This is a genomic window from Arsenophonus apicola, from assembly GCF_020268605.1.
GTDB lineage: Bacteria > Pseudomonadota > Gammaproteobacteria > Enterobacterales > Enterobacteriaceae > Arsenophonus > Arsenophonus apicola.
Window position 1 is genome coordinate 876,475 of the sequence record NZ_CP084222.1, and the last position, 25,878, is coordinate 902,352.

At 36.8% G+C, this 25,878-nt stretch carries 22 protein-coding genes and 1 riboswitch; of the genes, 12 read left to right on the forward strand and 10 right to left on the reverse strand.

Annotated features, from left to right (window positions below; translation table 11 throughout):
• Positions 1 to 7: 7 nt before the first annotated feature.
• The 8 genes from recC to rppH all read right to left on the reverse strand — a co-directional run bounded on the left by recC (position 8) and on the right by rppH (position 8,143).
• Entirely contained in the window at positions 8 to 3,388 is a 3,381-nt protein-coding gene (recC, locus tag LDL57_RS03805) for an exodeoxyribonuclease V subunit gamma (protein WP_225507086.1), read from the reverse strand.
• Complete coding sequence (locus tag LDL57_RS03810; RefSeq protein WP_180560153.1) at positions 3,366 to 3,758, reverse strand: type IV pilus modification PilV family protein; 393 nt, start codon at positions 3,756 to 3,758, stop codon at positions 3,366 to 3,368. The genes recC and LDL57_RS03810 overlap by 23 nt, the downstream gene beginning before the upstream one ends.
• Complete coding sequence (locus LDL57_RS03815; protein ID WP_180560152.1) at positions 3,755 to 4,222, reverse strand: YgdB family protein; 468 nt, start codon at positions 4,220 to 4,222, stop codon at positions 3,755 to 3,757. Before LDL57_RS03815 ends, LDL57_RS03810 begins: the two co-directional genes overlap by 4 nt.
• On the reverse strand, positions 4,219 to 4,821 hold the full coding sequence (locus tag LDL57_RS03820) for a prepilin peptidase-dependent protein (protein WP_180560151.1): 603 nt from the start codon (positions 4,819 to 4,821) through the stop codon (positions 4,219 to 4,221). The genes LDL57_RS03815 and LDL57_RS03820 overlap by 4 nt, the downstream gene beginning before the upstream one ends.
• The gene (locus LDL57_RS03825; RefSeq protein ID WP_180560150.1) at positions 4,815 to 5,294 is read right to left on the reverse strand and encodes a prepilin-type N-terminal cleavage/methylation domain-containing protein; all 480 of its coding nucleotides are present in this window, start codon (positions 5,292 to 5,294) and stop codon (positions 4,815 to 4,817) included. Before LDL57_RS03825 ends, LDL57_RS03820 begins: the two co-directional genes overlap by 7 nt.
• A 271-nt stretch (positions 5,295 to 5,565) precedes the next feature.
• Positions 5,566 to 6,417, reverse strand: coding sequence for a thymidylate synthase (locus LDL57_RS03830; protein ID WP_180560149.1), 852 nt, complete (start codon positions 6,415 to 6,417; stop codon positions 5,566 to 5,568).
• 66 nt (positions 6,418 to 6,483) lie between these two features.
• On the reverse strand, positions 6,484 to 7,383 hold the full coding sequence (gene lgt / locus LDL57_RS03835) for a prolipoprotein diacylglyceryl transferase (RefSeq protein WP_180560148.1): 900 nt from the start codon (positions 7,381 to 7,383) through the stop codon (positions 6,484 to 6,486).
• Positions 7,384 to 7,612: 229 nt separating this feature from the next.
• A complete protein-coding gene (gene rppH / locus LDL57_RS03840) occupies positions 7,613 to 8,143 on the reverse strand; it encodes an RNA pyrophosphohydrolase (RefSeq protein ID WP_180560147.1) in 531 nt (176 codons plus the stop codon).
• 112 nt (positions 8,144 to 8,255) lie between these two features.
• Positions 8,256 to 8,367, forward strand: a riboswitch (TPP riboswitch).
• 99 nt (positions 8,368 to 8,466) lie between these two features.
• On the opposite strand from rppH, the gene thiB reads away from it, so the two are divergent.
• The 6 genes from thiB to rluA all read left to right on the forward strand — a co-directional run bounded on the left by thiB (position 8,467) and on the right by rluA (position 17,300).
• Positions 8,467 to 9,456: a thiamine ABC transporter substrate binding subunit gene (gene thiB, locus LDL57_RS03845; RefSeq protein WP_202881810.1), complete on the forward strand. Its 990-nt coding sequence runs from the start codon at positions 8,467 to 8,469 to the stop codon at positions 9,454 to 9,456.
• Positions 9,429 to 11,033, forward strand: a complete 1,605-nt coding sequence (gene thiP / locus LDL57_RS03850) for a thiamine/thiamine pyrophosphate ABC transporter permease ThiP (protein ID WP_225507088.1) — start codon at positions 9,429 to 9,431, stop codon at positions 11,031 to 11,033. The genes thiB and thiP overlap by 28 nt, the downstream gene beginning before the upstream one ends.
• Positions 11,026 to 11,727: a thiamine ABC transporter ATP-binding protein ThiQ gene (gene thiQ / locus LDL57_RS03855; RefSeq protein ID WP_180560144.1), complete on the forward strand. Its 702-nt coding sequence runs from the start codon at positions 11,026 to 11,028 to the stop codon at positions 11,725 to 11,727. Before thiP ends, thiQ begins: the two co-directional genes overlap by 8 nt.
• Positions 11,728 to 12,912: 1,185 nt before the next feature.
• Positions 12,913 to 13,152, forward strand: a complete 240-nt coding sequence (locus LDL57_RS18340; protein WP_510516325.1) for a hypothetical protein — start codon at positions 12,913 to 12,915, stop codon at positions 13,150 to 13,152.
• Between the two features lie 542 nt (positions 13,153 to 13,694).
• Complete coding sequence (rapA, locus tag LDL57_RS03860) at positions 13,695 to 16,601, forward strand: RNA polymerase-associated protein RapA (RefSeq protein WP_180560142.1); 2,907 nt, start codon at positions 13,695 to 13,697, stop codon at positions 16,599 to 16,601.
• Between the two features lie 51 nt (positions 16,602 to 16,652).
• A complete protein-coding gene (gene rluA / locus LDL57_RS03865; protein WP_180560141.1) occupies positions 16,653 to 17,300 on the forward strand; it encodes a bifunctional tRNA pseudouridine(32) synthase/23S rRNA pseudouridine(746) synthase RluA in 648 nt (215 codons plus the stop codon).
• Between the two features lie 40 nt (positions 17,301 to 17,340).
• On the opposite strand, the gene djlA is transcribed toward rluA, so the two are convergent.
• Positions 17,341 to 18,159 (reverse strand): co-chaperone DjlA, encoded by an 819-nt coding sequence (gene djlA / locus LDL57_RS03870; protein ID WP_180560140.1) that lies wholly within the window; start codon positions 18,157 to 18,159, stop codon positions 17,341 to 17,343.
• A 183-nt stretch (positions 18,160 to 18,342) separates the two neighbouring features.
• On the opposite strand from djlA, the gene lptD reads away from it, so the two are divergent.
• The 6 genes from lptD to apaH all read left to right on the forward strand — a co-directional run bounded on the left by lptD (position 18,343) and on the right by apaH (position 25,095).
• Entirely contained in the window at positions 18,343 to 20,685 is a 2,343-nt protein-coding gene (gene lptD / locus LDL57_RS03875; protein ID WP_225507465.1) for an LPS assembly protein LptD, read from the forward strand.
• 83 nt (positions 20,686 to 20,768) lie between these two features.
• Positions 20,769 to 22,070 carry a peptidylprolyl isomerase SurA gene (gene surA, locus LDL57_RS03880; RefSeq protein WP_225507089.1) on the forward strand — a complete coding sequence of 434 codons (1,302 nt, stop codon included), beginning with the start codon at positions 20,769 to 20,771 and terminating at the stop codon, positions 22,068 to 22,070.
• Positions 22,071 to 22,075: 5 nt separating this feature from the next.
• Entirely contained in the window at positions 22,076 to 23,071 is a 996-nt protein-coding gene (gene pdxA / locus LDL57_RS03885; RefSeq protein ID WP_180560138.1) for a 4-hydroxythreonine-4-phosphate dehydrogenase PdxA, read from the forward strand.
• Entirely contained in the window at positions 23,064 to 23,873 is an 810-nt protein-coding gene (gene rsmA / locus LDL57_RS03890; protein WP_180560137.1) for a 16S rRNA (adenine(1518)-N(6)/adenine(1519)-N(6))-dimethyltransferase RsmA, read from the forward strand. Before pdxA ends, rsmA begins: the two co-directional genes overlap by 8 nt.
• Positions 23,874 to 23,896: 23 nt before the next feature.
• Positions 23,897 to 24,274, forward strand: coding sequence for a Co2+/Mg2+ efflux facilitator ApaG/CorD (gene apaG, locus LDL57_RS03895; RefSeq protein ID WP_180560136.1), 378 nt, complete (start codon positions 23,897 to 23,899; stop codon positions 24,272 to 24,274).
• Between the two features lie 2 nt (positions 24,275 to 24,276).
• Positions 24,277 to 25,095 (forward strand): bis(5'-nucleosyl)-tetraphosphatase (symmetrical) ApaH, encoded by an 819-nt coding sequence (gene apaH, locus LDL57_RS03900; RefSeq protein ID WP_180560135.1) that lies wholly within the window; start codon positions 24,277 to 24,279, stop codon positions 25,093 to 25,095.
• Positions 25,096 to 25,350: 255 nt separating this feature from the next.
• On the opposite strand, the gene folA is transcribed toward apaH, so the two are convergent.
• On the reverse strand, positions 25,351 to 25,845 hold the full coding sequence (gene folA, locus LDL57_RS03905; RefSeq protein WP_180560134.1) for a type 3 dihydrofolate reductase: 495 nt from the start codon (positions 25,843 to 25,845) through the stop codon (positions 25,351 to 25,353).
• Positions 25,846 to 25,878: the final 33 nt, after the last annotated feature.

Consider the following 25,878-nt stretch of genomic DNA (forward strand, 5'->3'; position numbering starts at 1 on the left):
CCTCTTTCTATTTTTTTCTAAAAATTGCCATTGGCAATAAGTAAGTACGTGCCTTTTTTTGTATTATTTTAAGCAAATTGTTATCTATTTTACTGAAAGCCCGGCCAATATAGCTATCTTCTATCTCGCCTGGCTGATTATATGTGCCTTGTAAAGATTGGATAAATTGCATTTTTGCTTTTTGCAAAACAGCATCAGACTCAAAATCAAATTGATCACTCTTTTTGTTATAGCATGACATTAACCAATTCCAGCCACTTTTATTAAAAAGTGGCAATGGCGAGTTCATTCCCTCTTGATAACCATTAATAAGCTGTTGTAAATATATTTTCGCCTGATATTTATCCACTGGTACAAAACACCATTCACTATTATCTCTCCCCCAATAGTAACTTTCACCAGCTCTAACCGTTAAACAAAAAATTAAATGTTCTATCCATAGTGATAAACCATCATTAATCGTTAAATTTGCAGGACGATAACGAATAATACCGTTTTGCTGAATATTTCGTAATTGTCCGACCAAGCGAGCATTGTCAAAAGGTTCAACGAATAGTTTGTTAAAACATTCATGACAATTTATCTTTACTTTATCTGCTAATGGCTGCATATCTTGGATCTGTTTTTCCCAATAAATTTGACCAAAATGTTCTGCCGGTAATCCACCCGTTGCTCGTAAAGTCGCGAACAGCTCCTCCAGTGACGCTTCATAAATCATAGCGTTAAGTAAGCGCTCATTAAATTTATAGCGTTGCAAATTATTTACAATAAAGGGCTCATTCTCCGGTAATTGTACTTCTTCATTAAAAAAATTAACTTTTAACCTTTGTTGAAAAAAAGCTCGGATCGGGTGGCGATAAAAAGAGAGTAACTGCTCTAATAATATTTCATTTTCATGTTCTAGCATTGGCGCCAACTGCGTACAGAATTCAGTCGGTGGATTACCTTGTTTTTTTGCGGCTGCTAACCATTCGGTGGCATAACTCTGATGAATGCTATTAGGTACATAATTCTCTGTCGCAAAAGGTACTCGAGTGTGCTTAGTAACTAAATGTTCTTTTACTCTGTCAGCACTATCATCAACATTTAATTGTTCATCGCCCTCTAAACAAAAACTTTGGCTGATATAATCCAGTAATTCATTTACTAGCACTGAGGGATTCTGTGGTTGATTGTCACGCATCGCATGGCCAATATAGCTAAGATAAAATAGTTGAGAAGCGGAATTTAAAGCCTCCAAAAAGAGATAACGATCATCATCTCGACGCTTTCTGTCACCTCGTTGTGGCTGTTCAGCCATTAAATCAAATCCTAATGGCGGTATAGAACGTGGATATATCCGATCGTTCATACCTAATAAACACACAACTTTAAAAGGGATAGAACGCATTGGCATTAGAGTACAAAAATTAATTGCACCAGCAAGAAAACGTTGACTAATCTTTTCATCATCAAAACATGCGACTAGCTCATCACGAATAAGCGATAGAGGAACCCTATCTTCATATTTTGTCACTATTCCAGTCTCAATAGTTTTCTGCCATTGTTGAAGTATAAAAATGAATATCGATTCAATTTGTTCATCAGTCTCAAAAAAAGCATCTAACAGACATTGACATAATGGCAACCATTCTGACAGTTTCCTTTCCTGATTAAGGATACTTCTCCAGTTGGTTAATGAATCAATAAATGTGGCAAGCTGCCCCGCTAATTGTGCGGCCAAACCTGTACATTCATCATAAGGCAAAATTTTATTCCAAGTCCCTACATGACTATCCATCGCATAGCCAAGCAGCATTCTATTTAAACCAAAGGCCCATGTATTCTGACCTGTTACCGGTAACTCCAACATTGCAATATTTTCATCATTAAGCCCCCAGCGTATACCTGATTCGTTGATCCATCGACGCAATAAAAGTAATTCATCATCATAGATAGAAAATCGTCGAGCCAGGGCAGGTACTTCCAACAATGCTAATACTTGCTCTGTCGTAAAACGACTTTGGGGTAAATCAAGTAATGAAATAAAAGCTTGTAAAATAGGATGCACCTGCCGAGCTTTTCGATCTGAGATAGAAAAAGGGAGCTGACGTTCAGTTGATACATGACTAAACACAGCCTGAATATAAGGTGCATAACTGTCAATATCCGCCACCATCACAATGATATCTTTGGGGGTTAGGGTTGCATCTTCCTCAAATAGACGTAACAAATAATCTTGCAGTACTTCTACTTCACGCTGTGGGCTATGGCATGAATGAAATGTCAGTGATTTATCCTGTTTGCTTAATTGCCTTTTTAAAAAACTATTATTGTAACTTGCTTCGGTTAAACCCAGTTGAGCATGATCTTCTAAATCCAAAATATCTCTTTGAACCTGGTGCAATAAACTATCACATGGTAAATCTACAAAGGCAGCAATTTCATTCGATTGCTCCAATTGAGAAAGAAAATAGAGATTGTCACGTCCTAACTTGCCCCAAGAAGCTAAAAGTGGATTAGTCAGAAATTGTTCACCTTGTTGATTAAATAAAGTATCAGATGAACCTTCTCTCTTAAAACGCATAATTTCATGTTGATCACGATAATCCTTTAACTTACGCCGCTCAAGTTTTGCCAAAAAAGCATAGCTCTGAATATCTCCCCAATAATAACGACATGGGTTAGTAAACATTAAATGAATATCTATATGTTGGCCGAGGGCATTTAATGCCTGCAAATAGACGGGGGGTAATGCAGCAATACCACAGATAAATACGCGTTTTGGCAAGGTAATATGTGAAGGCACATTAACCTGCAAACTTTGTATAAATTGTTGATAGAGATTTGCGCGATGCCATTTAGGTTGATTAAGTTTTTCAGTATACTCAATTAATGCTAACCAAAGGCGTTTTTGCCATTGCTGATTATCACTTAATCCCTCAATTAGTTGTTTCTTATGCCAGCTTTCTAACCATTGTGGACGGTAAACTAAATATTGATCAAACAAATCGGCAATACGACCGGATAACTGATACAACTTGCGTTTACCCGTATCCTCATTCAGATATTGTCTTAGTGGTTCAAACTCCGGCTCGTGTAGCAAGGATGGTAAAATTGTCATTAATTTCCAAGCCATTGCCCCTTTGCTAAAAGCACTCTCTTTTGGAATATCAGGTAAAACCCGAGTAAACATGTCCCAAATAAAAGTTGCCGGTAGAGGAAAAGAAATATTAGCAGCAATTCCTAAACTTTGTGCAAGCTCTATTTGTAGCCATTGCGACATACCTGGACTTTGAACCAAAATAATTTCTTGTTCAAACGGATTGGCCAAGGGATCATTTTTGATCAAACTAGAAATCAGTTCTTTATGAATTTCTAATTGATTAGAATGATAAATTTGTAGCATACCCTCTCCCTGACGAACAGTACCACCTTGATGCAGTTGTCAAATGATTGTAAGGCATCTTAAATGTAATTAACATTTGCTTACAAGTATCTGTAACATTCACATAATGATATGATAAATCAGTATTTTTAAGTGTATTATTCGTTATATCAGCGATAGTAGAATCAATGCTTAGCATTGCTTCTTCACTTTCAAAAAAAGTGTGCATCAATCTAAATTGTTGTGTTTTTTGCCAGGCAAGAAAAAAGCCTGCCTTTAGATTATGAACATATTTTATTAATGCTATAGCTGAAATAGCAAATAACGCTATAGCAATCATCACTTCGGTTATTGCCATGCCAGATTGCCTATTGAGTTTAGCGCGTTTCATTGACAAAATTCCGTTCTTTTAACTAGACAAAAATCCAGCCATCCTTGCCTTAAAGGAATAAAACCAGACATTACATTTTTATCTGCTTTGAGCCATAGATAAAGTGAAAATACCGTTTTATTGTCAAAATAAGCATGGCCGGCTAATAGAAAATAATCATTTTTATAGTGGCGCAAACAACTTTTGAAATTAGCACCTAACGGCTGCTGACAAGACCAGGAAGAATTTTTTTCCTTATTAATAATCCAAGGTTGATACTTTCCCCATGCTAATGCAGACTCTGCTTGCTCAAAAAAAAGCCAATAATGTTGTTCACTTTCCAACATCTGCAATAGATTATCCTGATGATGATGCAATGCTTTTAACATTAATAAACTCATAGTAATCAGCATTATTATTGCCATTAATAAAATGCTCCCTTGCTGTTGGATTTTGTGGGAAAAAAACCAATTTATTTGTTTCATATTGATTGATTTCTTAAATAAATTTTCAGTTTATATTCCCTTAATAGATCTGGATATGCTCGTGGAAATAGACTTAAAAACACAGTTAAAAAACGTTTCTTATCCATTGTTACTGCTGTTAATGCAAATTGCGAAACCACTATTTTTTTGGGATCAAATAGGTTTATCCATCCTTGTCCTTCACAATCTTCTCTACTACGGTGTATTTGCAACCTACCTTGATGCATACGATAGATAAAGAAATCAGAAGTCTCATCTTTTGCTTTTTCCCATTTGCCATCTAAATTGTAATCGTAAATAAGATGGATGCAGGAATGCTCTGCTTCCCCTTTTTTTTCACTGATTTTCAATGCCATTCCAACACAATCGCCAAAACAATAACCTGAACGTCGAGCATCCTTTTCCAACATTAATAAGAATTGTCTTGCCATCATATCAAGATGATAAGTTTGATATAATCGATTAATTTGCTGCGTTAATAAGGGATATAGCGTTATAATAGCGAGAAAAACAATACTACTTATCATTAAGCTGATTAGGACTTCAATCAGTGAAAAACCTTGTTGCTTTAGACTAAAAGAAATTGGTCTATTTAGCACCTGGCTATTCCTCCCAGCCTTTGATGACTACATAAACGCACTCGCCCCAAAGCAGAAATAATGATCAAAATATCTTCTGAGTGATTGCTAAAACGTAAAGTAGTTGGTAATGCTGTTCCTCTTTTGCCAAGCAACAAGGTCGATACTCGGCTGTAATTTTGTAACACAATTTCATTATGCCTATTGATCAACTTCATCTCTTTACTTGGTTGGCTATCCTTTTTACCTTTAATTGTTACTATCAGCATCCAATTTGAGGTTTTATCCGTTTTAATTATTAATTTCCTCTCCTGATTCAAATATGCTGCCTGCATTTGGTGACGGGCAATAAAAGCAGCAACTTTTTGTGTGACAATAATTAAATGTATTTTATGTTGATAATTTCGCCATCCCTTAATACTAACAACAGCAATCAACGCAGTTATGGCAATCGCAATGATAATTTCAAGCACTGTGAACCCTTGTTGGCGCATCTGTTTTTGCCATATGTAGCCCAATTAACACAGACTATTGTTATGTATTTAGGATAAAAAAATAAATCGTCAAATGAGATAGAAGGGAAACAGGTCTATTAAAAATTTTGTATTACAAAAAATTGGAAAACAAAAATAGAAACGCCTCCCAAATTTTAATGTTTTCAGAAGCTATTTATTTACTAATGCAACCATAATATTAATTAAAAATAGTCATGAGAGGATCGTTACTGATTGCACATTGGATGATTACAGTAACCGATAAAAGTCGTCATACCGTAAATGGATATTTAATTGCATCATGAAATTGATAACCAATGACCTCAAAATCATTACTACTTACCCAGCTTTCAATATCTTTTAATGTCTTAATGTCAGGATTAATCCGCAATTGTGGCAAAGAATAAGGAGCACGCTTCAACTGGATATCACGCATGATTGAAAGTTGATTTTCATAAATGTGAGCATTCACTATCTTATGATAAACCTTACCTGGTTTGTGACCCGTGATCTGGGCAATGAGTGCCAGTAAAACAAAACATTGAATTTGATTAAAGTTCAGTCCTAAAGGAACATCACAACTACGTTGGTATGAAGTTAAATAGAGTGTGTCAGCTAACAGAGAAAAAGTGTGAGTATGCATACAAGGGCGTAAACAACCTAATTCAAATTCACCCGGATTGTAAAAAGTGATTATTTCCGCACGATCATCTATCCCAACCGAAAGGTTACTAATGACTTTTTGTAGCTGATCTAAATAAGTACCATCAGGCCGTTGCCACGAACGCCCCTGAACACCATAAACCCGCCCCATGTCATCTTCACCTTTACGGTTCGGATTATTGAGCCATGCCTGATTTTCATTTGCATTGGCATTCCATGTATTACAGCCAATATCTCGAAATTGTGCAGCGCTTGAATAACCTCTTAGGTAACCTAGTAATTCAGCAATAGCTGCTTTATAAAAACTTTTACGAGTTGTAATTAAAGGAAACTGGTTATTTGCGACATCGTATTCAAGATCAGCATTAATAATTGTTAAACACCGAACACCTGTGCGTTTATTTTCTACCCACTGACCTTCATCAATAATACGCTGACATAAATCCAGATATTGTTTCATTATTATTACCCGCTAAAAATTTATTATTTAATCCTATAAATAAAAAAAACCTATTGTTATCCTCTGCTACTTACTCTTTTCTACCTTGCTAGTAATAGAATAATTTGTACAATGGCTATCCTTCTTATATGCCCAGACCATCATAAAAATACCAATAATAATCATAGGGATTGATAGAATTTGTCCCATACTTATACCACCAAATAGCCCCAACTGCGCATCTGGCTGCCGGAAAAATTCAATAAAAATACGGAAAGCACCATAACCAATCAAAAATAATCCTGAAACACTCCCCATTGGACGGGGCTTACGAATAAACAAATTCAAAATAATAAATAAAATAATCCCTTCAAAAAACATCTCATAAAGTTGGGAAGGGTGACGTGGTAATACACCATACTGTTGTAAAATTGGTAATAAAGAAGGGTCTTGACTGACGATTTGAATATCTTCTGTTCGTGAACCTGGGAATAATATTGCCCATGGCGTATCTAATGTTATACGTCCCCAAAGCTCGCCATTAATAAAATTACCAATACGTCCCATGCCTAATCCAAAGGGAATTAATGGTGCAACAAAATCGGCAACTTGAAAAAAATGGCGATGGGTTCTGCGAGCATACCACCACATGGCACATATCACACCAATTAACCCGCCATGAAAAGACATTCCTCCGTCCCAGACTTTAAATAGATACAACGGATTGTTCAAGAAGACAGGCAAATTATAAAATAAAACATAGCCTAGACGCCCGCCAATAAAGACGCCTAAGAAACCGATATAGAGCAGATTTTCAACTTCATTTTTCGTCCAACCGCTATTCGCTTTACCAGCCCTTCGCTTTGCCAGCCATAAAGCAAAAACAAATCCCACCAAATACATTAAACCATACCAATGAAGGGCTACTGGATCAATCGAGAATATAACAGGATCAATATTAGGAAACACAATATAACTATTATTCATCGTCTCCACTCTTTAGTTTTATAGAGTTTGATAGAATTGCATGACTGCATGCGGTTTAAAATCTAATGGTATCCTATTGATTAAATACATTAACCAATCTATTCAATGCCTATTTTGGCAAGCAAATTCTGTCAAAAAACAAACAAGAGTAGTTTTCACTACTCTCACTTTGCTTTATAAGCAACTAAAATCGGCCATTAAAATATTAACCTACTTTTGTTAAATTTATTTAGCCACGTTTACGCCTATAGTTATGACTCTTATATGATGTCACTACACTACTTTGCAGTGACATAACGATCGGAGCAAATTCTTTCATCACACGCCGATAAACATCGCGTTTAAAAGAAACAACCTGACGAACAGGGTACCAATAACTCACCCAACGCCAACTATCAAATTCAGGCGTTTTACTTGTTTGCACATTAATATTATGTTCATTACAAACCAATTGTAATAAAAACCAACGTTGCTTTTGCCCAATACAAACTGGCTTTGTGTCCCAACGCACCAAACGTTTAGGTAATTTGTAACGTAACCAGTTCCGGGTAGATGCCAATATTTTAACATCTTTACGATCCAACCCAACCTCTTCGAATAATTCCCGATACATCGCCTGTTCTGGCGATTCTTCAGAATTAATGCCCCCTTGAGGAAACTGCCATGAATGTTGTCCATAGCGACGAGCCCATAATACCTGGCCTTGTCGATTACAAATTACAATTCCTACATTCGGGCGGTAGCCATCATTGTCAACCATCTGACTACCTCGTTAAAAATTTAAAAGATAGCTTATTGTTTCATACTACTCTATATGGTAAGCCTTTATCAAATATAGTATTTGCAATTATAAGATAACATCTTACAATAAGGCCATCTCAACGGGGTGTTAGCTATGCTCAATATTGTTAATAGCTGGCTGAGAAAAACTCGTCGAACCTGATCCGATTAACATCGGCGTAGGGATTTGAGCCACTCTAATGATTTATTCATCAATAAATAGCTTCATTACTGTCTATTCCTCAGATCCTATAGCATCACTATTATTTAATTATATAGGAGAACTCAGTATTGAAGAATGTACTGCTAAAAATAGTTAGTGCTAGCTTAATTTGTTGTTCAGCTTTCGCGCTCCAAGCAAAACCGATATTAACCGTTTACACTTATGATTCCTTTATCGCAGATTGGGGGCCAGGGCCTACAATCAAGCCTGCCTTTGAACAAATATGTAACTGTGAGCTCAAACTAATTGGTCTAAATGATGGAGTCGCGTTATTAAATCGACTTAGAATGGAAGGAAGAAATAGTCCTGCCGATATTGTCCTTGGACTTGATAATAACTTAATTGATCTGGCAAAAAAAACTGGCTTATTTACTGTAAGTCAAATTGACATGAGTCAACTGAAATTACCTATAAAATGTAATAACAATATTTTTATCCCTTATGATTATGGTTATTTTGCTTTTATTTATGATAAAACGCGGGTCACTGAAGTACCAAAAAGTCTCGATGAACTGATTAATAGTCCCCAACCATGGAAAATTATTTATCAAGATCCACGTACCAGTACACCAGGCTTAGGGTTGTTACTTTGGATACAAAAAATTTATGCAGAAAATAGTGCCCAAGTTTGGCAAAAAATAGCCGCAAAAACCGTAACTGTTACCAAAGGTTGGAGCGAATCATATGGACTGTTCTTAAAAGGTGAAAGTGACTTTGTCCTCAGTTATAGCTCTTCACCCGGTTTTCATCTGTTAAATGATAAAAAAAATAATTATGCTGCGGCAATATTTAGTGAGGGCCATTATCTGCAAATTGAAGTTGCTGCCCAATTAGCAACGAGTAAACAACCTAAACTAGCTCAACAATTCATGCAATTTATGCTATCGCCAACCTTCCAAAAAACGTTGCCGACAACCAACTGGATGTATCCGGTTATTGATATCCCCTTACCTAACGTTTATCAACAAATACCTGTGCCGAAAAAATCATTACAATTTAATGCAGAAGATATTACTCAACATCGCAATGATTGGATCTATTTATGGCAAAATGCCGTCAGCCACCAATAGGCAGTTCACTTTGGCCTGGTGTAGTCGTGTCCGGCCTATTAATCACTATTGCTGTAGTTACGTTCAGCACTTTATGGTTACACGCACCTCAAATAAGTTGGCGAGGATTTATTGATGATAGCTATTTATGGCATGTCATTGGTTTTACTTTTTGGCAAGCATTACTATCAACCTTATTATCGGTTATCCCAGCGATATTTTTAGCCAAAGCCCTTTTTCGGCGCCATTTTCCCGGTCGTACACTATTTTTACGCTTATGCTCTATGACACTGGTATTGCCTGTTCTGGTGGCTATTTTTGGTTTATTAACTGTCTATGGTCGAGTGGGATGGATCGCTCAATTTTGTCAATGGTTAGGTATTAATTACCAATTTACGCCTTATGGCCTAAAAGGTATTTTATTAGCACATATCTTTTTTAATTTACCATTAGCTAGCCGAATGTTATTGCTCGCACTAGAAAGTATAGCTGTTGAGCAACGCCAGCTTGCCGCTCAGCTAGGTATGAACCAATGGCAACATTTTCGTATTGTTGAATGGCCTTATCTTAGGCGACAGATTTTACCAACATCCAGCCTGATTTTTATGCTGTGCTTTGCTAGTTTTGCTACTGTACTAACGCTTGGTGGGGGACCTGCTGCAACCACTATTGAATTGGCTCTCTATCAATCGTTAAGTTATGATTTTGATCTAAATAAAGCCGCTTTGCTGGCCCTGATCCAACTTTTTTGCTGTTTAGGCTTAGTATTATTAAGCCAAAAATTAAATGTTATTTTTTCCGTCGGCGTTAGTCGACAATTTCAGTGGAAAAACCCAGCTGATAATCGCTGGCAAAAATGGTGGGACAAGCTACTGATTAGTATTACAATATTTTTCCTACTTCTACCTTTATTGGCGATTATCATTGATGGTTTAAACTTAACACTATTACACGTGTTACAACAGCCTGGCTTATGGCAAGCATTTATTAATTCGGTTTTTATCGCGATTAGTGCTGGCGTACTTTGTATTATTTTTACTATGATGCTGCTTTGGAGTAGTCGCGAATTACGTCTGCGCCACTCAATGCTCCCCTATCGAATTCTTGAATTGAGTGGATTATTGATACTTGCAATGCCAGGCATAGTTTTAGCAACTGGTTTCTTTTTATTGCTGAATAATACCCTTAGTTTAACTTATTCACCTTATACTTTAATCATCTTAACAAATGCTTTAATGGCTATTCCTTATGCTTTAAAAATATTAGAAAATCCGATGTATGATTTAGCGGAACGCTATAATTTATTATGCCTTTCATTACAGATCAAAAGTATAAATCGACTCATTCTAATTGAATTAAAAGCCTTAAAACGTACAATAGGACAAGCCTTCGCTTTTGCCTGTATACTCTCAATAGGTGATTTTGGTGTTATTGCATTGTTTGGTAATGAAAACTTTCGCACCCTACCTTATTATCTCTACCAACAATTAGGCTCTTACCGTAATAATGATGCGGCAGTTACTGCATTGTTAATGCTATTACTTTGTTTCAGCTTATTCAGTTTATTAGAATATTTATCAGGAAAAGAGCATGATTAAATTAGATCACCTTGTCTATTGTTATGAAAATCTAACCATGCAGTTTGATTTTCAAATAAATAAAGCCGAAAGGGTGGCGATATTAGGCCCTAGTGGCGCAGGCAAAAGTACGCTATTGGATTTGATCGCCGGATTTCAATATCCAAGGCAGGGTGAAATTTGGCTAAATAGACAAAATCATACTGCTACCTCACCCGCCAAGCGGCCGGTTTCCATGCTTTTCCAGGAAAATAATCTGTTTTCTCATTTAACTGTTTGGCAAAATATTGCGCTAGGTATTTCACCAAATTTACGTTTGAATCAAGCGCAACATCGCGCAGTAAAACAGATCATAGAACAAGTTTCGCTTAATAATTGTATCACTCGTTTACCCGCTCAAATATCCGGCGGACAACGTCAACGTACTGCGTTAGCGCGTTGTTTGATCCGCCAAAAACCAATTTTATTGTTAGATGAACCTTTTTCTGCCCTTGATCCGGCTTTACGTAATGAAATGTTAACATTACTTAAACAGGTGTGTGATGAACGCCAATTGACCTTACTGATGGTTTCCCATAATTTGGAAGATACGAGCCAAATAGCAACTCGCGCTATCGTCATTACAGAAGGAAAAATCGCCTATGATGGTCAACCAGACTGTCTAATTAATGGTTTAACCCCAGCAAGCATACTGCTAGGTATATCTCATTCCTGACATTAGTTATAAAATTAATTAATCATTAATTCACTCTTTATCAAATAATTGGAGGATATTTTTTACATTTATAATGCGGTGCCTTATATTAACAAAAGGCAATATCATTTTTCGCTATAATAAAGAGAGATGTTGCCACAATTTTGTTAGGGACATACCTGCTTATTTTTTATTTAAATAAAATCTGTTTTAAATATTAAAAAATATCAAGTACCAAAAAATTTTATTTTTTCCATAAATTAAAGAAACACAAATATATCATAAATTTCACCAATATTTAATAATTATCTTTTTTAATAATATAGAAGCAATAATTCTGTAAATAAAACTGACATTAACTTATCGCATCATTTTTCTTATATTGATATTCATTATCCCATCTCGCTTTCAACAAAATAAATTTGAAAAAAGCTATTAAGCACACTATTTACTTAATGAAATATTAAATCAATTGTTATATGGATTTGATAAAAACAACTGGTATGTTAAATAGGATATTTAAAATAGTGTGAAATTTTATTAAATATAACGGCCAAACTACACTGGACATTTTACTATATATCACTCCTTTAGCAAAAGATAAGATTGTTGCTCACTAATTACAATAATCAAGTAGTTAAATAATAATTTTAAGTGACTAAGAAAATAAAAATTATTAATATGCAAAATTAATTAATTAGAAATAATCAAGCTATTTTTAGCTTACTAACCCACTCAAATATTATAAAATATTGATGTTAACTACTTCGTTGAAGTAATTTTATATATATTTTAAAAAATAATAATAAAAAATTTAAATTATTATAATAACTACACTAATTGTATGATATTTTCATTATAATGTTATATCTCTGTTTTATTTTTTCATGAATAAATTTTATTTTTTATTCTTTAAATGAAAATCCATTTTTTCTATAAAAATAAAAAAACAATAGCGAAATTTAATAATGAAAATGCTAAATTTTGAATTTGATTTTATATATCTCTTAAAGCAATGTAGTTCTTGTTTTATATGAAATATAAATACGCATTTTATTAGTCAAATTTTAATATACCAAACAATAAATGAGGTTATATATGTCAAATAATCAAGAACAATTAGCCATTCGTTTTTTAAACAAAACTGGTGATGGTTTTCCTTACCGGGCGTTTATCCGTGTGCATGGAATTGACTAAGCAGCATATATCGATTCAGACAAAGATTTTGTTACAGTAGGTAAAATTCTTGATGATGGTATGCAACATGTTGCTCATCTCGTCATTTATGATAAATATAATTTAGTTAAATTTAACACTGCGACTTACTTTGAATACAATGCTACTACAAATCAAATTGAAGTCAATTCAGATACCCTGCCTCTTGAATTAGAATTCGAGAGAGTCGATGGCTTTCGCTTTAATTTACTTTTAAAGAATGACGATTAATTATATTTTTCCACAAATTATTGAAAAAAACTAATTAACTACCCAATCTTAATCTAATATTGAGGTATTATTTATACTAAAGTTTATTAGATTAAGTTGGGTTTTAAGGATCAAGCAGATAATTTTAATAACTATGATAAAAAATTTTACTACAGCCAAGATTTTCACATAATATAACTTTTTTATTTCTATACTTTATTTTTTATCAATATTTAATTAACGATAATATCTATATAATTTGCTTTATATATGAGTTAATTATAAATTAATGGGCAAAACGGTAGGATATAGATTTATAAAAAATGGTAATTTGTTCTTTTTTTCATCTGCTTAATACGTTAACATTCTCTGTTACAACACAAATAAATGATAATATCTTATCAAAAAGCATTTTTATAGGTGACTATTGGCACCGCATTTATTAACATACAGTCCTTTCAAAAAGAGAGTAAGATATTATTTTATGATTAATATAATTTACTCTCTTCAAAACAAACAACCCATAATTTTCTCAAACATACGGATAAACTGAGTTAAAATTTATGCCATTTATTCTTGGTCAACGCTGGATAAGCGATACAGAAAGTGAACTTGGATTAGGTACCGTGGTGGCTATTGATAACCGCATGGTTACATTACTTTTCCCCGCAAGCGGAGAAAATCGCCTTTATTCGATAAATGATGCACCAATTACACGCGTTATGTTTAATGAAGGCGATCTGATCACCAGCCATGAAGGCTGGCAGCTTAGAGTTGACTATGTACAACAAGAGGAGGGAGTACTTGTCTATACAGGAACTCGTATCGATTCCGATGAAAAAAATGTCAGTCTGCGCGAAGTGTTTCTTGATAGCAAATTAACATTTAATAAACCACAAGATCGTTTGTTTGCCGGTCAACTTGATCGAATGGATCGTTTTGCATTACGCTATCGCGCGTTGAGTTTCCAATACCAACAATTTGGTCACCAAACCGGTGGACTAAGAGGTATTCGCGCCAATTTGATCCCCCACCAACTTTATATTGCTCATGAAGTGGGTAAACGTCATCATCCACGCGTTTTGTTAGCGGACGAAGTTGGATTAGGCAAAACCATTGAAGCAGGAATGATCATTCATCAACAACTACTTGCTGGGCGTATTGAACGGGTCTTGATTATTGTACCTGAAAGTTTGCAACACCAATGGCTAGTCGAAATGCTGCGCCGTTTTAATTTGCATTTTTCACTGTTTGATGACAGCCGTTATAGTGAATCATTACACGATAGCGAGAATCCTTTTGAAACAGAGCAGTTGGTTATCTGTTCTCTTGATTTCGTTCGCCGCAATAAAAAACGTTTTGATCATCTGCTGGAAGCTAATTGGGATATAATGGTTGTTGATGAAGCCCATCACCTGGTCTGGAGTGAACAGTCGCCTAGCCGTGAATACCAAGCTATCGACACGCTCGCTCAACAAATTTCTTCAGTGCTGTTATTAACTGCAACTCCTGAACAATTGGGGCAAGAGAGCCATTTTGCTCGTCTGCGTTTACTGGATCCTAATCGCTTTCATAGCTATCAACACTTCATTGAAGAACAACAAAATTATAGTCCTGTTGCCGAAGCCGTTAGCTTGTTGCTCTTAAGTGAAAAATTAAATAATAGGCAGCAAAATTTACTGACAGAATTAATTAAAGAGCAAGATATTGAGCCTCTGCTTAAAGCCAGTAATAGTGATAATGAAGAAAGTGAAAAGGCACGCCAGGAATTGATTAGCATGTTGATGGATCGTCATGGAACGAGCCGTTTACTATTTCGCAATACCCGTAATGGTGTTAAAGGCTTCCCTCGGCGTGAACTACATGCTATTAAGTTACCGTTACCCCCACAGTACCAAACAGCAATTAAAGTTGCTGGCATAATGAATGCTAAGAAATCCGTTGATATCACTGCTCGGGAGATGCTCTACCCTGAGCAAATTTATCAGACATTCGAAGGTGAAAATGCAACTTGGTGGAATTTTGATCCTCGCGTTGAATGGCTTAAGCAGTTCTTAACAACCCATCGGCAAGAAAAAGTTTTAGTTATCTGTTCTCAAGCGACGACTGCCATACAATTGGAACAGGTATTAAGAGAAAAAGAAGCGATTAGAGCGGCCGTTTTTCATGAAAATCTAACATTACTGGAACGGGATCGGGCGGCAGCCTATTTTGCCTCCCAAGAACAAGGCGCTCAGGTATTACTATGCTCAGAAATTGGTTCTGAAGGACGTAATTTCCAATTCGCCAACCAGTTGGTTATGTTTGACTTACCTTTTAATCCCGATTTGCTTGAACAAAGAATTGGTCGTTTGGATCGGATCGGTCAAAACAGGGATATCCAAATTAGTGTAACTTACCTTGAAAATACGGCCCAAGCTATTTTGCTACGTTGGTATCATGAGGGGCTTGATGCCTTTGAATATACTTGTCCAACTGGACGCGCTATTTATGATAAATATTATCCGCAACTGATTGATTATTTGGCTAAACCGACCCTGCTTGATAATTTTGAGGATTTTATTAAGTCCTGCCGAGCCAAACATAACCAACTGAAAACCCAATTAGAGCAAGGACGTGATCGCTTATTAGAAATGAATTCTAATGGCGGCGAGGCTGGTCAAATATTAGCCAATCAAATTGCAGAACAAGATAATAGTATCGATTTAATTAATTTTTCATTAAATTTGTTCGATATCATTGGTATTAACCAAGAGGATCGTAGCGATAATCTGATCGTTCTTACACCTGCTGAACATATGTTGATACCTGATTTTCCTGGCTTGCCTCAAGATGGTTGTACTATTACCTTTGATCGTACTCAGGCACTCTCTAGAGAAGATACCCAATTTATTAGCTGGGAACATCCCATTATTCGTAATGGGATGGATTTGATTCTTTCAGGCGAAATTGGCAGTTGTGCAGTGTCACTATTAAAAAATAAAACCTTACCGGTTGGAACACTGCTTACTGAATTGATTTATGTTGTTGAAGCACAAGCACCCAAAAATCTACAAGTCACTCGCTTTTTACCACCTACACCAATTCGTATCCTAATGGATTTAAAAGGCAATGATCTTGCTAAGCAGGTTGAATTTGAAAGTTTTAACCGTCAGCTAAAAGCGGTCAATCGCCATACAGGTAGTAAGTTAGTAAATGCCGTACAAAAAGAGGTACATAATATACTCCAACTTTCTAAAACCATGATAGAAAAAGAAGCAAGTAGGTTGATTACTGAAGCAAAAGCGCAAGCGGATAAAACATTATCATTAGAGTATTCGCGATTAGAGGCATTAAAATCTGTCAATCCGAATATTCGCCCTGATGAATTAAGCGCTATTGAACATGAACGCCAACAGCAATTGCTCAATATTGAGCAAGCTAATTGGCGATTAGATGCTATACGCCTGGTGATTGTTACCCATCAGTAATTATTAATTGCCAGAAACAATAAAGTTTCTGGCCACGTTGGAGCAAATGAGATGTTTTACCATCCGCCTACCGATCCATGGCTGCATATTCTTTATCAAGATCAGCATATTATTGTGGTTAACAAACCTAGTGGCCTGTTATCAGTACCGGGTAAAGCGGCCGAACATAAAGATAGTATAATGACACGAGTTCAGGCGGATTTCCCAACCGCAGAATCTGTTCATCGCCTGGATATGGCAACCAGCGGAATTATGGTCGTGGCATTGAATAAAACCGTAGAAAAAGAGTTAAAACGTCAATTCCGCGAAAGAGAACCGCAAAAAATTTATCAGGCAAGAGTTTGGGGTCATATTAGCAATAAAAAAGGACTCATCGATCTGCCGCTGATCTGCGATTGGCCAAATCGACCTAAACAAAAAGTGTGCTTTACAACCGGTAAACCAGCACAAACTAAATACGAAGTGTTAGCTTACGAAGAACAAACAACGCTGGTCAAACTTATTCCGATTACAGGTCGTTCCCACCAATTACGTGTTCATCTGCTTTCACTCGGCCATCCCATTATTGGTGATCGATTTTATGCCCATAACGCGGCGCTAATACTCTCCTCACGCCTGCAATTACATGCAGAAGAGCTTTACATTACTCACCCAATTTATGGATCGCCTATCCATTTTACTTGTAAAGCAGATTTTTAGCAGTTGGAAAACTTATTCAACAAACGTTTAACACTATAAATTATTTGAAATGACGTTCTTTCTTGATCAAATCATAAGCAGCTTGAATTGATTGTGCTTTTTGTTTAGCAATTTCCATCATTTCTGGTGGTAACCCTTTAGCCACCAATTTATCTGGATGATGTTCAGCCATTAATTTGCGATAGGCACGTTTAATTTTGGTTTGTTCATCATTAGGTTGCACACCTAATACCTTACAAGCATCTGCTAATGTTGGTCCTTGGGCAGTATGTCGATAGCGATTGGAACCATAAGAATAGTTACTACTATGTTCAAACCGTCGGCCACCTTCCATCATATGCAAGAACTGTTCAAACTGATTATGTGAAATGCCTAACTCTTCTGCAATAATAAACAACACTTTTCGCTCATTAGGATGTAAAGCGCCATCAGCAAAAGCAGCTTGTATTTGAATTTCCAGAAACATCTGAATAAGATCAAATCGACCAAAACAAGCTCGACGTAATTTTTTCAGCGTTTCCCTTAGAGGAAATTTTTGCTCTTTACCTTCTCTAAAAGCATTTTGTGCTGAAATTCTGGCATCACCATGCAACTGCATTCTGTCCATTAGGTTTGTTGCCAGTTTAATATCAACTTCAGTGACTCGACCTTTTGCTTTAGTCAGATGGCCTAAAATTTGAAATGTGCTGACGAAAAAAAGTGCCTGACGGTTCTGTTTAGCGCCTGTTTTCTCTAAATTTTGCTGTTCTGATGCTTTATCATATGCATGACCGATAATGAAACCGATGATAACACCCCAAATATGAGTGCCAGACATGATCCCCAACATTAGACCAATAATTTTTCCCCAATACCGCATAAACTTCTCAATTCCCCAATGCCCTGAGTATAATTTTGCATTATCATACTACTCATTCTACTCTGTGCCTAATAACCTGAAATATATAGCTGATGGTTTTATACAGACAAGAACCGTTAAGTACGTTAATTGTTGAACTTTTGCCTACACGATAATATCGATGAAGGAACTACATACAGAATGATGAAAAAAAGTCACCCGACACTACTTGCTACCATGATTTGGATAGCTGTTCATAGCCAACATGCCCATGCTGATCTAACAGAACAATGCATGCTAGGGGTACCGGTATATACTAAACCCATCGTGAAAGGTAATCCCAATGATCTACCCGTCCATATCACCGCAAAAGATGGGGCTGGTGAATATCCTCATTTCATCGCGTATAAAGGTAATGTAGATATTCAACAAGGTAACCAGACCCTCACTGCCGATGAAGTTAAATTGACCCAAACAGAAACGACGAGCCAAAACCCAGTGCGTACGGTGGTCGCAACGGGAAATGTACATTATGATGATCCACAAATTATCCTAAAAGGGCCTAAAGCATGGTCAAATCTGAATAATAAAGATACCGATGTTGAAAAAGGTGATTATTTAATGGTAGGCCGTCAGGGACGCGGCTACGCAAATAAAATGAAATTGCGGGGTGAAAATCGCTATACCATTTTAGAAAAAGGCATGTTTACTGCTTGCCTCCCCGGTAATGATAGCTGGAGTGTTGTTGGCTCAGAAGTTATTTTAGATCGCGAAGAAGAAGTTGCCGAAATATGGAATGCGCGCTTTCGTATTGCTAATGTACCGGTTTTTTATAGCCCTTATTTACAATTACCTATTGGCAATAAGCGTCGTTCCGGTTTTTTATTACCTAATGGTAGTTATTCTAAAGGTTCAGGATTAGATTTCGCGCTTCCCTTTTACTGGAATATTGCACCTAATTACGATGCCACCATTACACCACAATTTATGACTTTTCGTGGCGTAAAACTGAATAACGAATTTCGTTATCTAACTATTGCTGGAGCCGGTACCCTTGCCGTTGATTGGCTAAAGCACGATCGCAGCTATATTAAAGATAAAAATAGTGGCAAGTATCCCGCTCGTGATAGTGATGATCGCTGGTTGTTATATTGGGGCCATTCTGGCGTACTCGATCAGGTATGGCGCTTTAATTTTGATTATACAAAAGTCAGTGATTCAAAATATTTCACCGATTTTACTTCTAAATATGGTAATAGTACTGACGGTTATGCCACCCAAAAATTCAGTGTCGGTTATGCACAACCAAACTGGAATGCAACCTTAACACATAAACAATTTCAGGTTTTTGTTGATTCACCTAATAGTAAAGCCTATAAAACTGAACCTCAATTAGATCTTAACTATTATAAAAATGATTTGGGGCCATTTGATCTAAAAACTTATGCTCAAGCAGCGCGTATTACTAGTGTTGGAGCCAATAATCCGGATGCCACACGGTTACACATCGAACCAGAACTTAATCTGCCATTATCTAATGATTGGGCAAGTATTAACAATACGGTAAAGGTGATGGCGACCTATTATGATCAGGATATCCCTGCCAACCTGGCTAATAGCAATCTGAAAAAACAGGTTACTCGTATCTTACCCGCGTTAACTTCTGATGCAAAACTGGTTTTTGAACGCGACCTATTGATCAATAGCAATTATGTACAAACGTTAGAACCTCGGGTTCAATATCTTTACGTGCCTTATCGTGATCAAAGTGATATTAATAATTATGATTCTTCCTTACTACAGGCTGACTATAACGGTTTATTCCGTAACCGCATCTATAGTGGACTCGATCGTATCGCTTCTGCTAACCAATTGACAACCGGTATTACTACACGTATTTATGATGAAGAATTAACTGAACGGTTTAATTTTTCTGTCGGCCAAATATACTATTTTGAACGTCCAAGAACCGAAGATTCCGATTTGCCTATTGAAGATAAAAGTAATACTGGCTCACTATTATGGGCGGGCGATGCTTATTTACGACTAACTGATAACTGGGGATTACGTGGCGGACTCCAGTATGATAGACGTCTGGGTGATATTACTATGGGTAATGTGATAACAGAATATCGTCTGGATTCAGATCGCTTATTGCAGCTGAATTATCGTTTCGTCGATCGCGATTATATTCAAGCAACTCTTAAAGAAGCCGCACCAGCCTTTCAAAAAGGAATTTCCCAAATTGGCGCGGTAGTAAGTTGGCCTTTAGGCGATCAGTGGGGCTTCGTTGGCTCATACTATTATGATTTGAAAGAAAACCAACCCGCGAGTCGATTGATCGGTTTACAATATAGTACTTGCTGCTGGTCAATTAATATGGGTTATGAGCGTAAAATTGTGGGATGGCAACAACAAAACTTCAGTAGTGACTATGATAATCGATGGTCAATCAATGTGGAACTAAAAGGCCTAAATAATAATCATAATTTGGGAAGTCAGGATATGCTTGCTAGTGGTATTTTACCTTATCAACGAGCCTTCTAATAAAATTGATATTTTTATCTATCAAATAGAAGAAACCTGAAATAGGATCAAACCGTAATATAATCGAACAAAATGAGAATTTTATGAATTATTGGAGAAAACTGATTATTGGCTTGTTGTTCTCAGTCAGTACCACCACACTAGCAGCGCTACAGCAATTGGATAAAGTGACTGCTATCGTTAACGATGGCGTTGTGCTACAAAGTGACGTAGATAGTATGCTAGATATCGTAAGAATAAACGCCAGAAATGCAGGAAAACAAATTCCCGATGAAAATGCATTACGTCACCAAATATTAGAACGTTTGATCATAGATAAAATTATTATGCAAATAGCTGAAAAAATGCAGATCCAAATTCCTGATCAAGCCATAGACGTTACTATCGCCAATATTGCAGCACAAAATGGATTAACTCTTGGCCAATTGCAACAACGATTGTCGATGGATGGCATCAATTTACAAAATTACCGTAGCGATGTTCGTAGAGAAATGATGATCGCAGAAGTACGTAATAATGAAGTTCGTCGGAGGATCACTATTCTGCCGCAAGAAGTCGATTCATTAGCTGCGCAACTTAATTCGCAAGCCGGCCAGGATGCTAATGTAAACTTAAGTCATATTTTGATCCCATTACCAGAAAATCCAACCAATGCACAAAGTCAATCAGCAATGGATACGGTAAATAAAATTATTGCTCAATTAAAGCAAGGCGCTGATTTTGGTAAACTTGCCATTACTTACTCTGCCGACCCTAATGCCTTAAAAGGTGGGCAAATGGGCTGGAGTAAAGCGGAAGAATTGCCAACCGTTTTTGCTCAACAAGTTCAGCATGCGAAAAAAGGTGATATCATTGGGCCTATACGTTCTAGTGTCGGATTTCATATCTTAAAACTTAATGATATACAACGTGGCAATATGCCCATTTCAGTCACCGAAGTAAAAGCTCGCCATATTCTTATTAAGCTCTCACCTATTATGAATAACGAACAAGCGCACGCAAAAATACAACAAATTGCGCAGCAAATTAAAACGGGTCAAATAACTTTTGCCGAAGCAGCTAAAAAATACTCACAAGATCCTGGTTCTGCGTTACGAGGTGGTGAACTTGGTTGGAATATGCCCAATGTTTATGATCCAGCATTTCGTGATGGTTTAATGCGGTTAAGTAAAGGGGAAATAAGTCAGCCAATCCACTCTTCTTTTGGTTGGCATCTTATTCAGTTAGAAGATACGCGCCAAGTTGATAAAACCGATGTAGCACAGAAAGATCATGCCTACCGTCTGTTATTCAATCGTAAATTTAATGAAGAAGCACAAATTTGGATGCAAGAGCTACGCGCATCTGCCTATGTAAAAATTCTTAATGATAGTGATGCACAATAATTTTTATGGGAAAAATAACTAACGCTATCGTTCTCACCCCGGGTGAACCGGCCGGGGTAGGTCCTGATCTTTTGATCCAACTGGCTCTACAAAATTGGCCGGTTAGATTAGTTGCTTGTGCTGATCCAGACCTGCTACTAACTCGGGCTAATCAACTTTGTTTAGAATTAGAATTAACTATCTATTCGCCTGATTCTCTGAATAACGGCCAAGCTGCCAAAACACTGACGGTTTTACCGATAAAATTACCCACAGAAGTCAAAACAGGCCAACTAAATAAACAAAATAGCCCGTATGTAATAGAAACCCTTAGTCGCGCATGTGATGGCTGTATGACCGGTGAATTTTCAGCATTAGTTACCGGCCCTGTCCATAAAGGAATTATCAATGATGCAGGCATTTCTTTTACCGGTCATACTGAATTTTTTGCTGATAGAAGTAAAGCCCAAAAAGTGGTCATGATGTTAGCGACAGAAACATTGCGTGTCGCGCTGGCAACGACCCATATACCGCTCAAACAGGTTGCAGATGCCATTACTTTTGAGAGCCTACAACAAGTTATTTATATTTTAAATAATGAGTTAAAATCTAAATTTGGCATTAAAACACCCGCTATCTATATCTGTGGATTAAATCCTCATGCCGGCGAAGGCGGACATATGGGACATGAGGAAATCGACACTATTATCCCAGTTATCCAGAAATTGCGTCATGAAGGATTGCAACTTTATGGCCCTTTCCCAGCGGATAGCCTATTCCAGCCAAAATATCTGAACCAAGCTGATGCAATCTTAGCCATGTATCACGATCAAGGTCTACCTGTGCTAAAATATCAAGGTTTTGGTCACGCGGTAAACATTACTTTAGGCTTACCCTTTATCCGTACATCGGTTGACCATGGTACCGCCATCGAGCTGGCAGGAAGTGGGCAAGCAAATGCAAACAGTTTTATAACTGCCTTAAAATTAGCTATTAGCATGATACAAAATAACAATGAATAAACGAATCCATCAAGGGCACTTTGCCCGTAAGCGCTTTGGGCAAAATTTTTTAACTGACCCATTTATTATTGACAGTATGGTGACTGCATTTAACCCAAAACCTAATCAAGCTATTGTTGAAATCGGTCCTGGTTTAGGCGCCCTGACGTTACCCATCAGTGACCAGATAGAGAATATGACAGTAATTGAGTTAGATCGTGATCTTGCTGCCCGTTTAGCCGCCCACCCTGCACTTAGGGCGAAACTAACAATTATACAAAACGATGCCATGACGATCGATTTTGGCGCAATAGCGAAAGAAAAAGGTCAACCCCTTAGAGTGTTCGGTAACCTGCCTTATAATATTTCAACCCCATTAATGTTCCATCTTTTCACTTATACTACCGCTATCGCTGACATGAACTTTATGCTACAAAAAGAGGTTGTTAATCGCTTAGTCGCAGGACCAAATACTAAAGCATATGGTCGTCTTAGCGTTATGGCGCAATATTATTGTCAGATAATCCCTATTCTAGCCGTACCTCCCTCGGCTTTTACCCCAGCACCAAAAGTGGATTCAGCTGTAGTACGTTTAATTCCTCATCAACGAAACCCTTACGCTATTTGTGATGTCAAATTATTAAGTCGTATTACTACCCAGGCATTTAATCAACGCCGTAAGACGATTCGTAATAGTTTAAGTGATTTATTTAGCGTGCAGGATTTTGAACAATTAGGTATTGATCCTAACTGTCGCGCGGAAAATATTTCAGTAGAAAATTATTGTAAGTTAGCCTGCCAATTGGCTAAAACCACGATCTGATAGTGATAAACTTTGGGGGCACTATGCTAAATGAACCAAACATCTGCATACAAGTTCAAAGTGTCTATATTGAAAATCAATCTTTACCAGAAGAAGCCCGGTTTGTTTTTGCCTATACGATTTCTATTCGTAATCTTGGCCGTACACCAGTACAGTTAATCAGCCGCTATTGGCTAATTACTAATAGTGATGGTAAACGCACCGAAGTACAAGGCCAGGGTGTTGTAGGAGAACAACCCATCATTCAACCCGGCGCCGAATATCGTTATACCAGTGGCGCTATTATAGAAACGCCAATGGGAACTATGGAAGGCCATTATGTAATGTTAGATAATGATGGTAAAAATTTTTATGTTGATATCCCAGTCTTTCGTCTTGCTATCCCAACACTTATAAACTAATTATGGCTACTTATCTTATCGGAGATATTCACGGTTGCTATCGTGAACTTAAGGCACTTCTCAAACAAGTAAAATTTGAGCCACAAAAAGATGTTTTATGGCTCACCGGTGATCTGGTCGCCCGTGGCCCGGATTCTCTAAAAGTTTTACGTTACATTAAAACATTAGGCTCATCCGTCAGAATGGTACTAGGTAATCATGATCTCCATCTTATCGGTGTATATGCCAACATTAGTCATAATAAACCTAAAGACAAACTGAAAAAATTACTAACCGCCCCTGATGCTAATGAACTAGTTAATTGGTTACGACGTCAGCCGCTATTACAAGTGGACAATAAGGAAAAAATCATCATGGCACATGCTGGGATCACACCGCAATGGGACTTAGCAACAGCCCAGATGTGTGCTAGAGAAGTAGAGGCTGTTCTTAGTAGTGATACCTATCCTTTATTTATCGACTCTATCTATGGTGATATGCCGAACAACTGGTCGCCCAATTTAACAGGATTATCCCGTTTACGTTTTAGTACCAATGTCCTAACCCGGATGCGCTATTGTTTTCCTGACGGTCAGTTAAATATGGCCTGGAAAAATAAACCTGAAAACACCCCTCCGCCTTTAAAGCCTTGGTTTGATCTGCCACGAAAAATTCCACCAGAATATGCCATTATTTTTGGTCACTGGGCTTCCCTGGAAGGGAAAGGAACGCCTAAAGGGATTTATGGACTTGATACCGGTTGTTGCTGGGGAGGAAAACTGACTTTACTTCGTTGGGAGGACAAAAAATATTTTAGCCAGCCTGCATTTACTAAAAGATAACTAACACTATACTTGTCGCTAAACAGCAGATAATAGAATATAACTAATAAACTAATTAATTTTGTTTTAATATTACTAAAATAATGATTATAAACCTATTTAAATAAACCCCTATTTATAACTATTTGACTTAAATTATTTAATTAATAATACAAATTTAATTTTTATTTATATATTTAACATCACCTAATTCAAATTAATAATAAAAAACCGAAGTGTTAGCCTTCGATTTTTTATTACCACTAGGAGTCTCACTTAGCTTTGTGAGCGACGTTCTAATATCTCAAAACAATAATTATGAGAATTTTTTTCATCTGCTTCATGGTATTCAGTAAATACGGAATCCCACTCATCAGGTTCATAAACAGGAAAATAGGTATCACCAATCACTTCTGCATCTACATGCGTTAAATAAAGACGATTTGCCAGAGGTAAGAATAATTCATAAATTTTCCCCCCGCCTATAATCATTATTTCTTCTACTTCCCCAGCTGCGGCTAGTGCCTCGTCAACTGAGTTAACCCAAACAACGCCTTTATCATTACTCGAATGTGTTTGACTAAGAATAATATTCAAACGTTGAGGTAAAGGTTTACCTATAGCTTCATAAGTTATACGTCCCATTATAACTGGCTTATTTAACGTATTACGCTTAAACCAGGCTAAATCACCGGATAACACCCATGGCATGTTATTTTCCAAACCAATTACCTGATCCGCCGCCATTGCTGCGATTAAACTAATATTCATTAGGTCACCATATTGGCATAATAGAAAATTGGA

Bases quoted from the DNA above. Each gene is read 5' to 3' on its own strand.
- LDL57_RS03830 (WP_180560149.1), bottom strand. From the start codon at position 6,417: ATGAAACAATATCTGGATTTATGTCAGCGTATTATTGATGAAGGTCAG.
- LDL57_RS03825 (WP_180560150.1), bottom strand. From the start codon at position 5,294: ATGCGCCAACAAGGGTTCACAGTGCTTGAAATTATCATTGCGATTGCC.
- djlA (WP_180560140.1), bottom strand. From the start codon at position 18,159: ATGCGGTATTGGGGAAAAATTATTGGTCTAATGTTGGGGATCATGTCT.
- thiP (WP_225507088.1), top strand. From the start codon at position 9,429: ATGGCAAAATGCCGTCAGCCACCAATAGGCAGTTCACTTTGGCCTGGT.
- LDL57_RS03815 (WP_180560152.1), bottom strand. From the start codon at position 4,222: ATGAAACAAATAAATTGGTTTTTTTCCCACAAAATCCAACAGCAAGGG.
- lgt (WP_180560148.1), bottom strand. From the start codon at position 7,383: ATGAATAATAGTTATATTGTGTTTCCTAATATTGATCCTGTTATATTC.
- rsmA (WP_180560137.1), top strand. From the start codon at position 23,064: ATGAATAAACGAATCCATCAAGGGCACTTTGCCCGTAAGCGCTTTGGG.
- recC (WP_225507086.1), bottom strand. From the start codon at position 3,388: ATGCTACAAATTTATCATTCTAATCAATTAGAAATTCATAAAGAACTG.
- lptD (WP_225507465.1), top strand. From the start codon at position 18,343: ATGAAAAAAAGTCACCCGACACTACTTGCTACCATGATTTGGATAGCT.
- folA (WP_180560134.1), bottom strand. From the start codon at position 25,845: ATGAATATTAGTTTAATCGCAGCAATGGCGGCGGATCAGGTAATTGGT.
- rapA (WP_180560142.1), top strand. From the start codon at position 13,695: ATGCCATTTATTCTTGGTCAACGCTGGATAAGCGATACAGAAAGTGAA.
- surA (WP_225507089.1), top strand. From the start codon at position 20,769: ATGAATTATTGGAGAAAACTGATTATTGGCTTGTTGTTCTCAGTCAGT.
- rluA (WP_180560141.1), top strand. From the start codon at position 16,653: ATGTTTTACCATCCGCCTACCGATCCATGGCTGCATATTCTTTATCAA.
- apaH (WP_180560135.1), top strand. From the start codon at position 24,277: ATGGCTACTTATCTTATCGGAGATATTCACGGTTGCTATCGTGAACTT.
- LDL57_RS03810 (WP_180560153.1), bottom strand. From the start codon at position 3,758: ATGAAACGCGCTAAACTCAATAGGCAATCTGGCATGGCAATAACCGAA.
- apaG (WP_180560136.1), top strand. From the start codon at position 23,897: ATGCTAAATGAACCAAACATCTGCATACAAGTTCAAAGTGTCTATATT.
- pdxA (WP_180560138.1), top strand. From the start codon at position 22,076: ATGGGAAAAATAACTAACGCTATCGTTCTCACCCCGGGTGAACCGGCC.
- rppH (WP_180560147.1), bottom strand. From the start codon at position 8,143: ATGGTTGACAATGATGGCTACCGCCCGAATGTAGGAATTGTAATTTGT.
- thiQ (WP_180560144.1), top strand. From the start codon at position 11,026: ATGATTAAATTAGATCACCTTGTCTATTGTTATGAAAATCTAACCATG.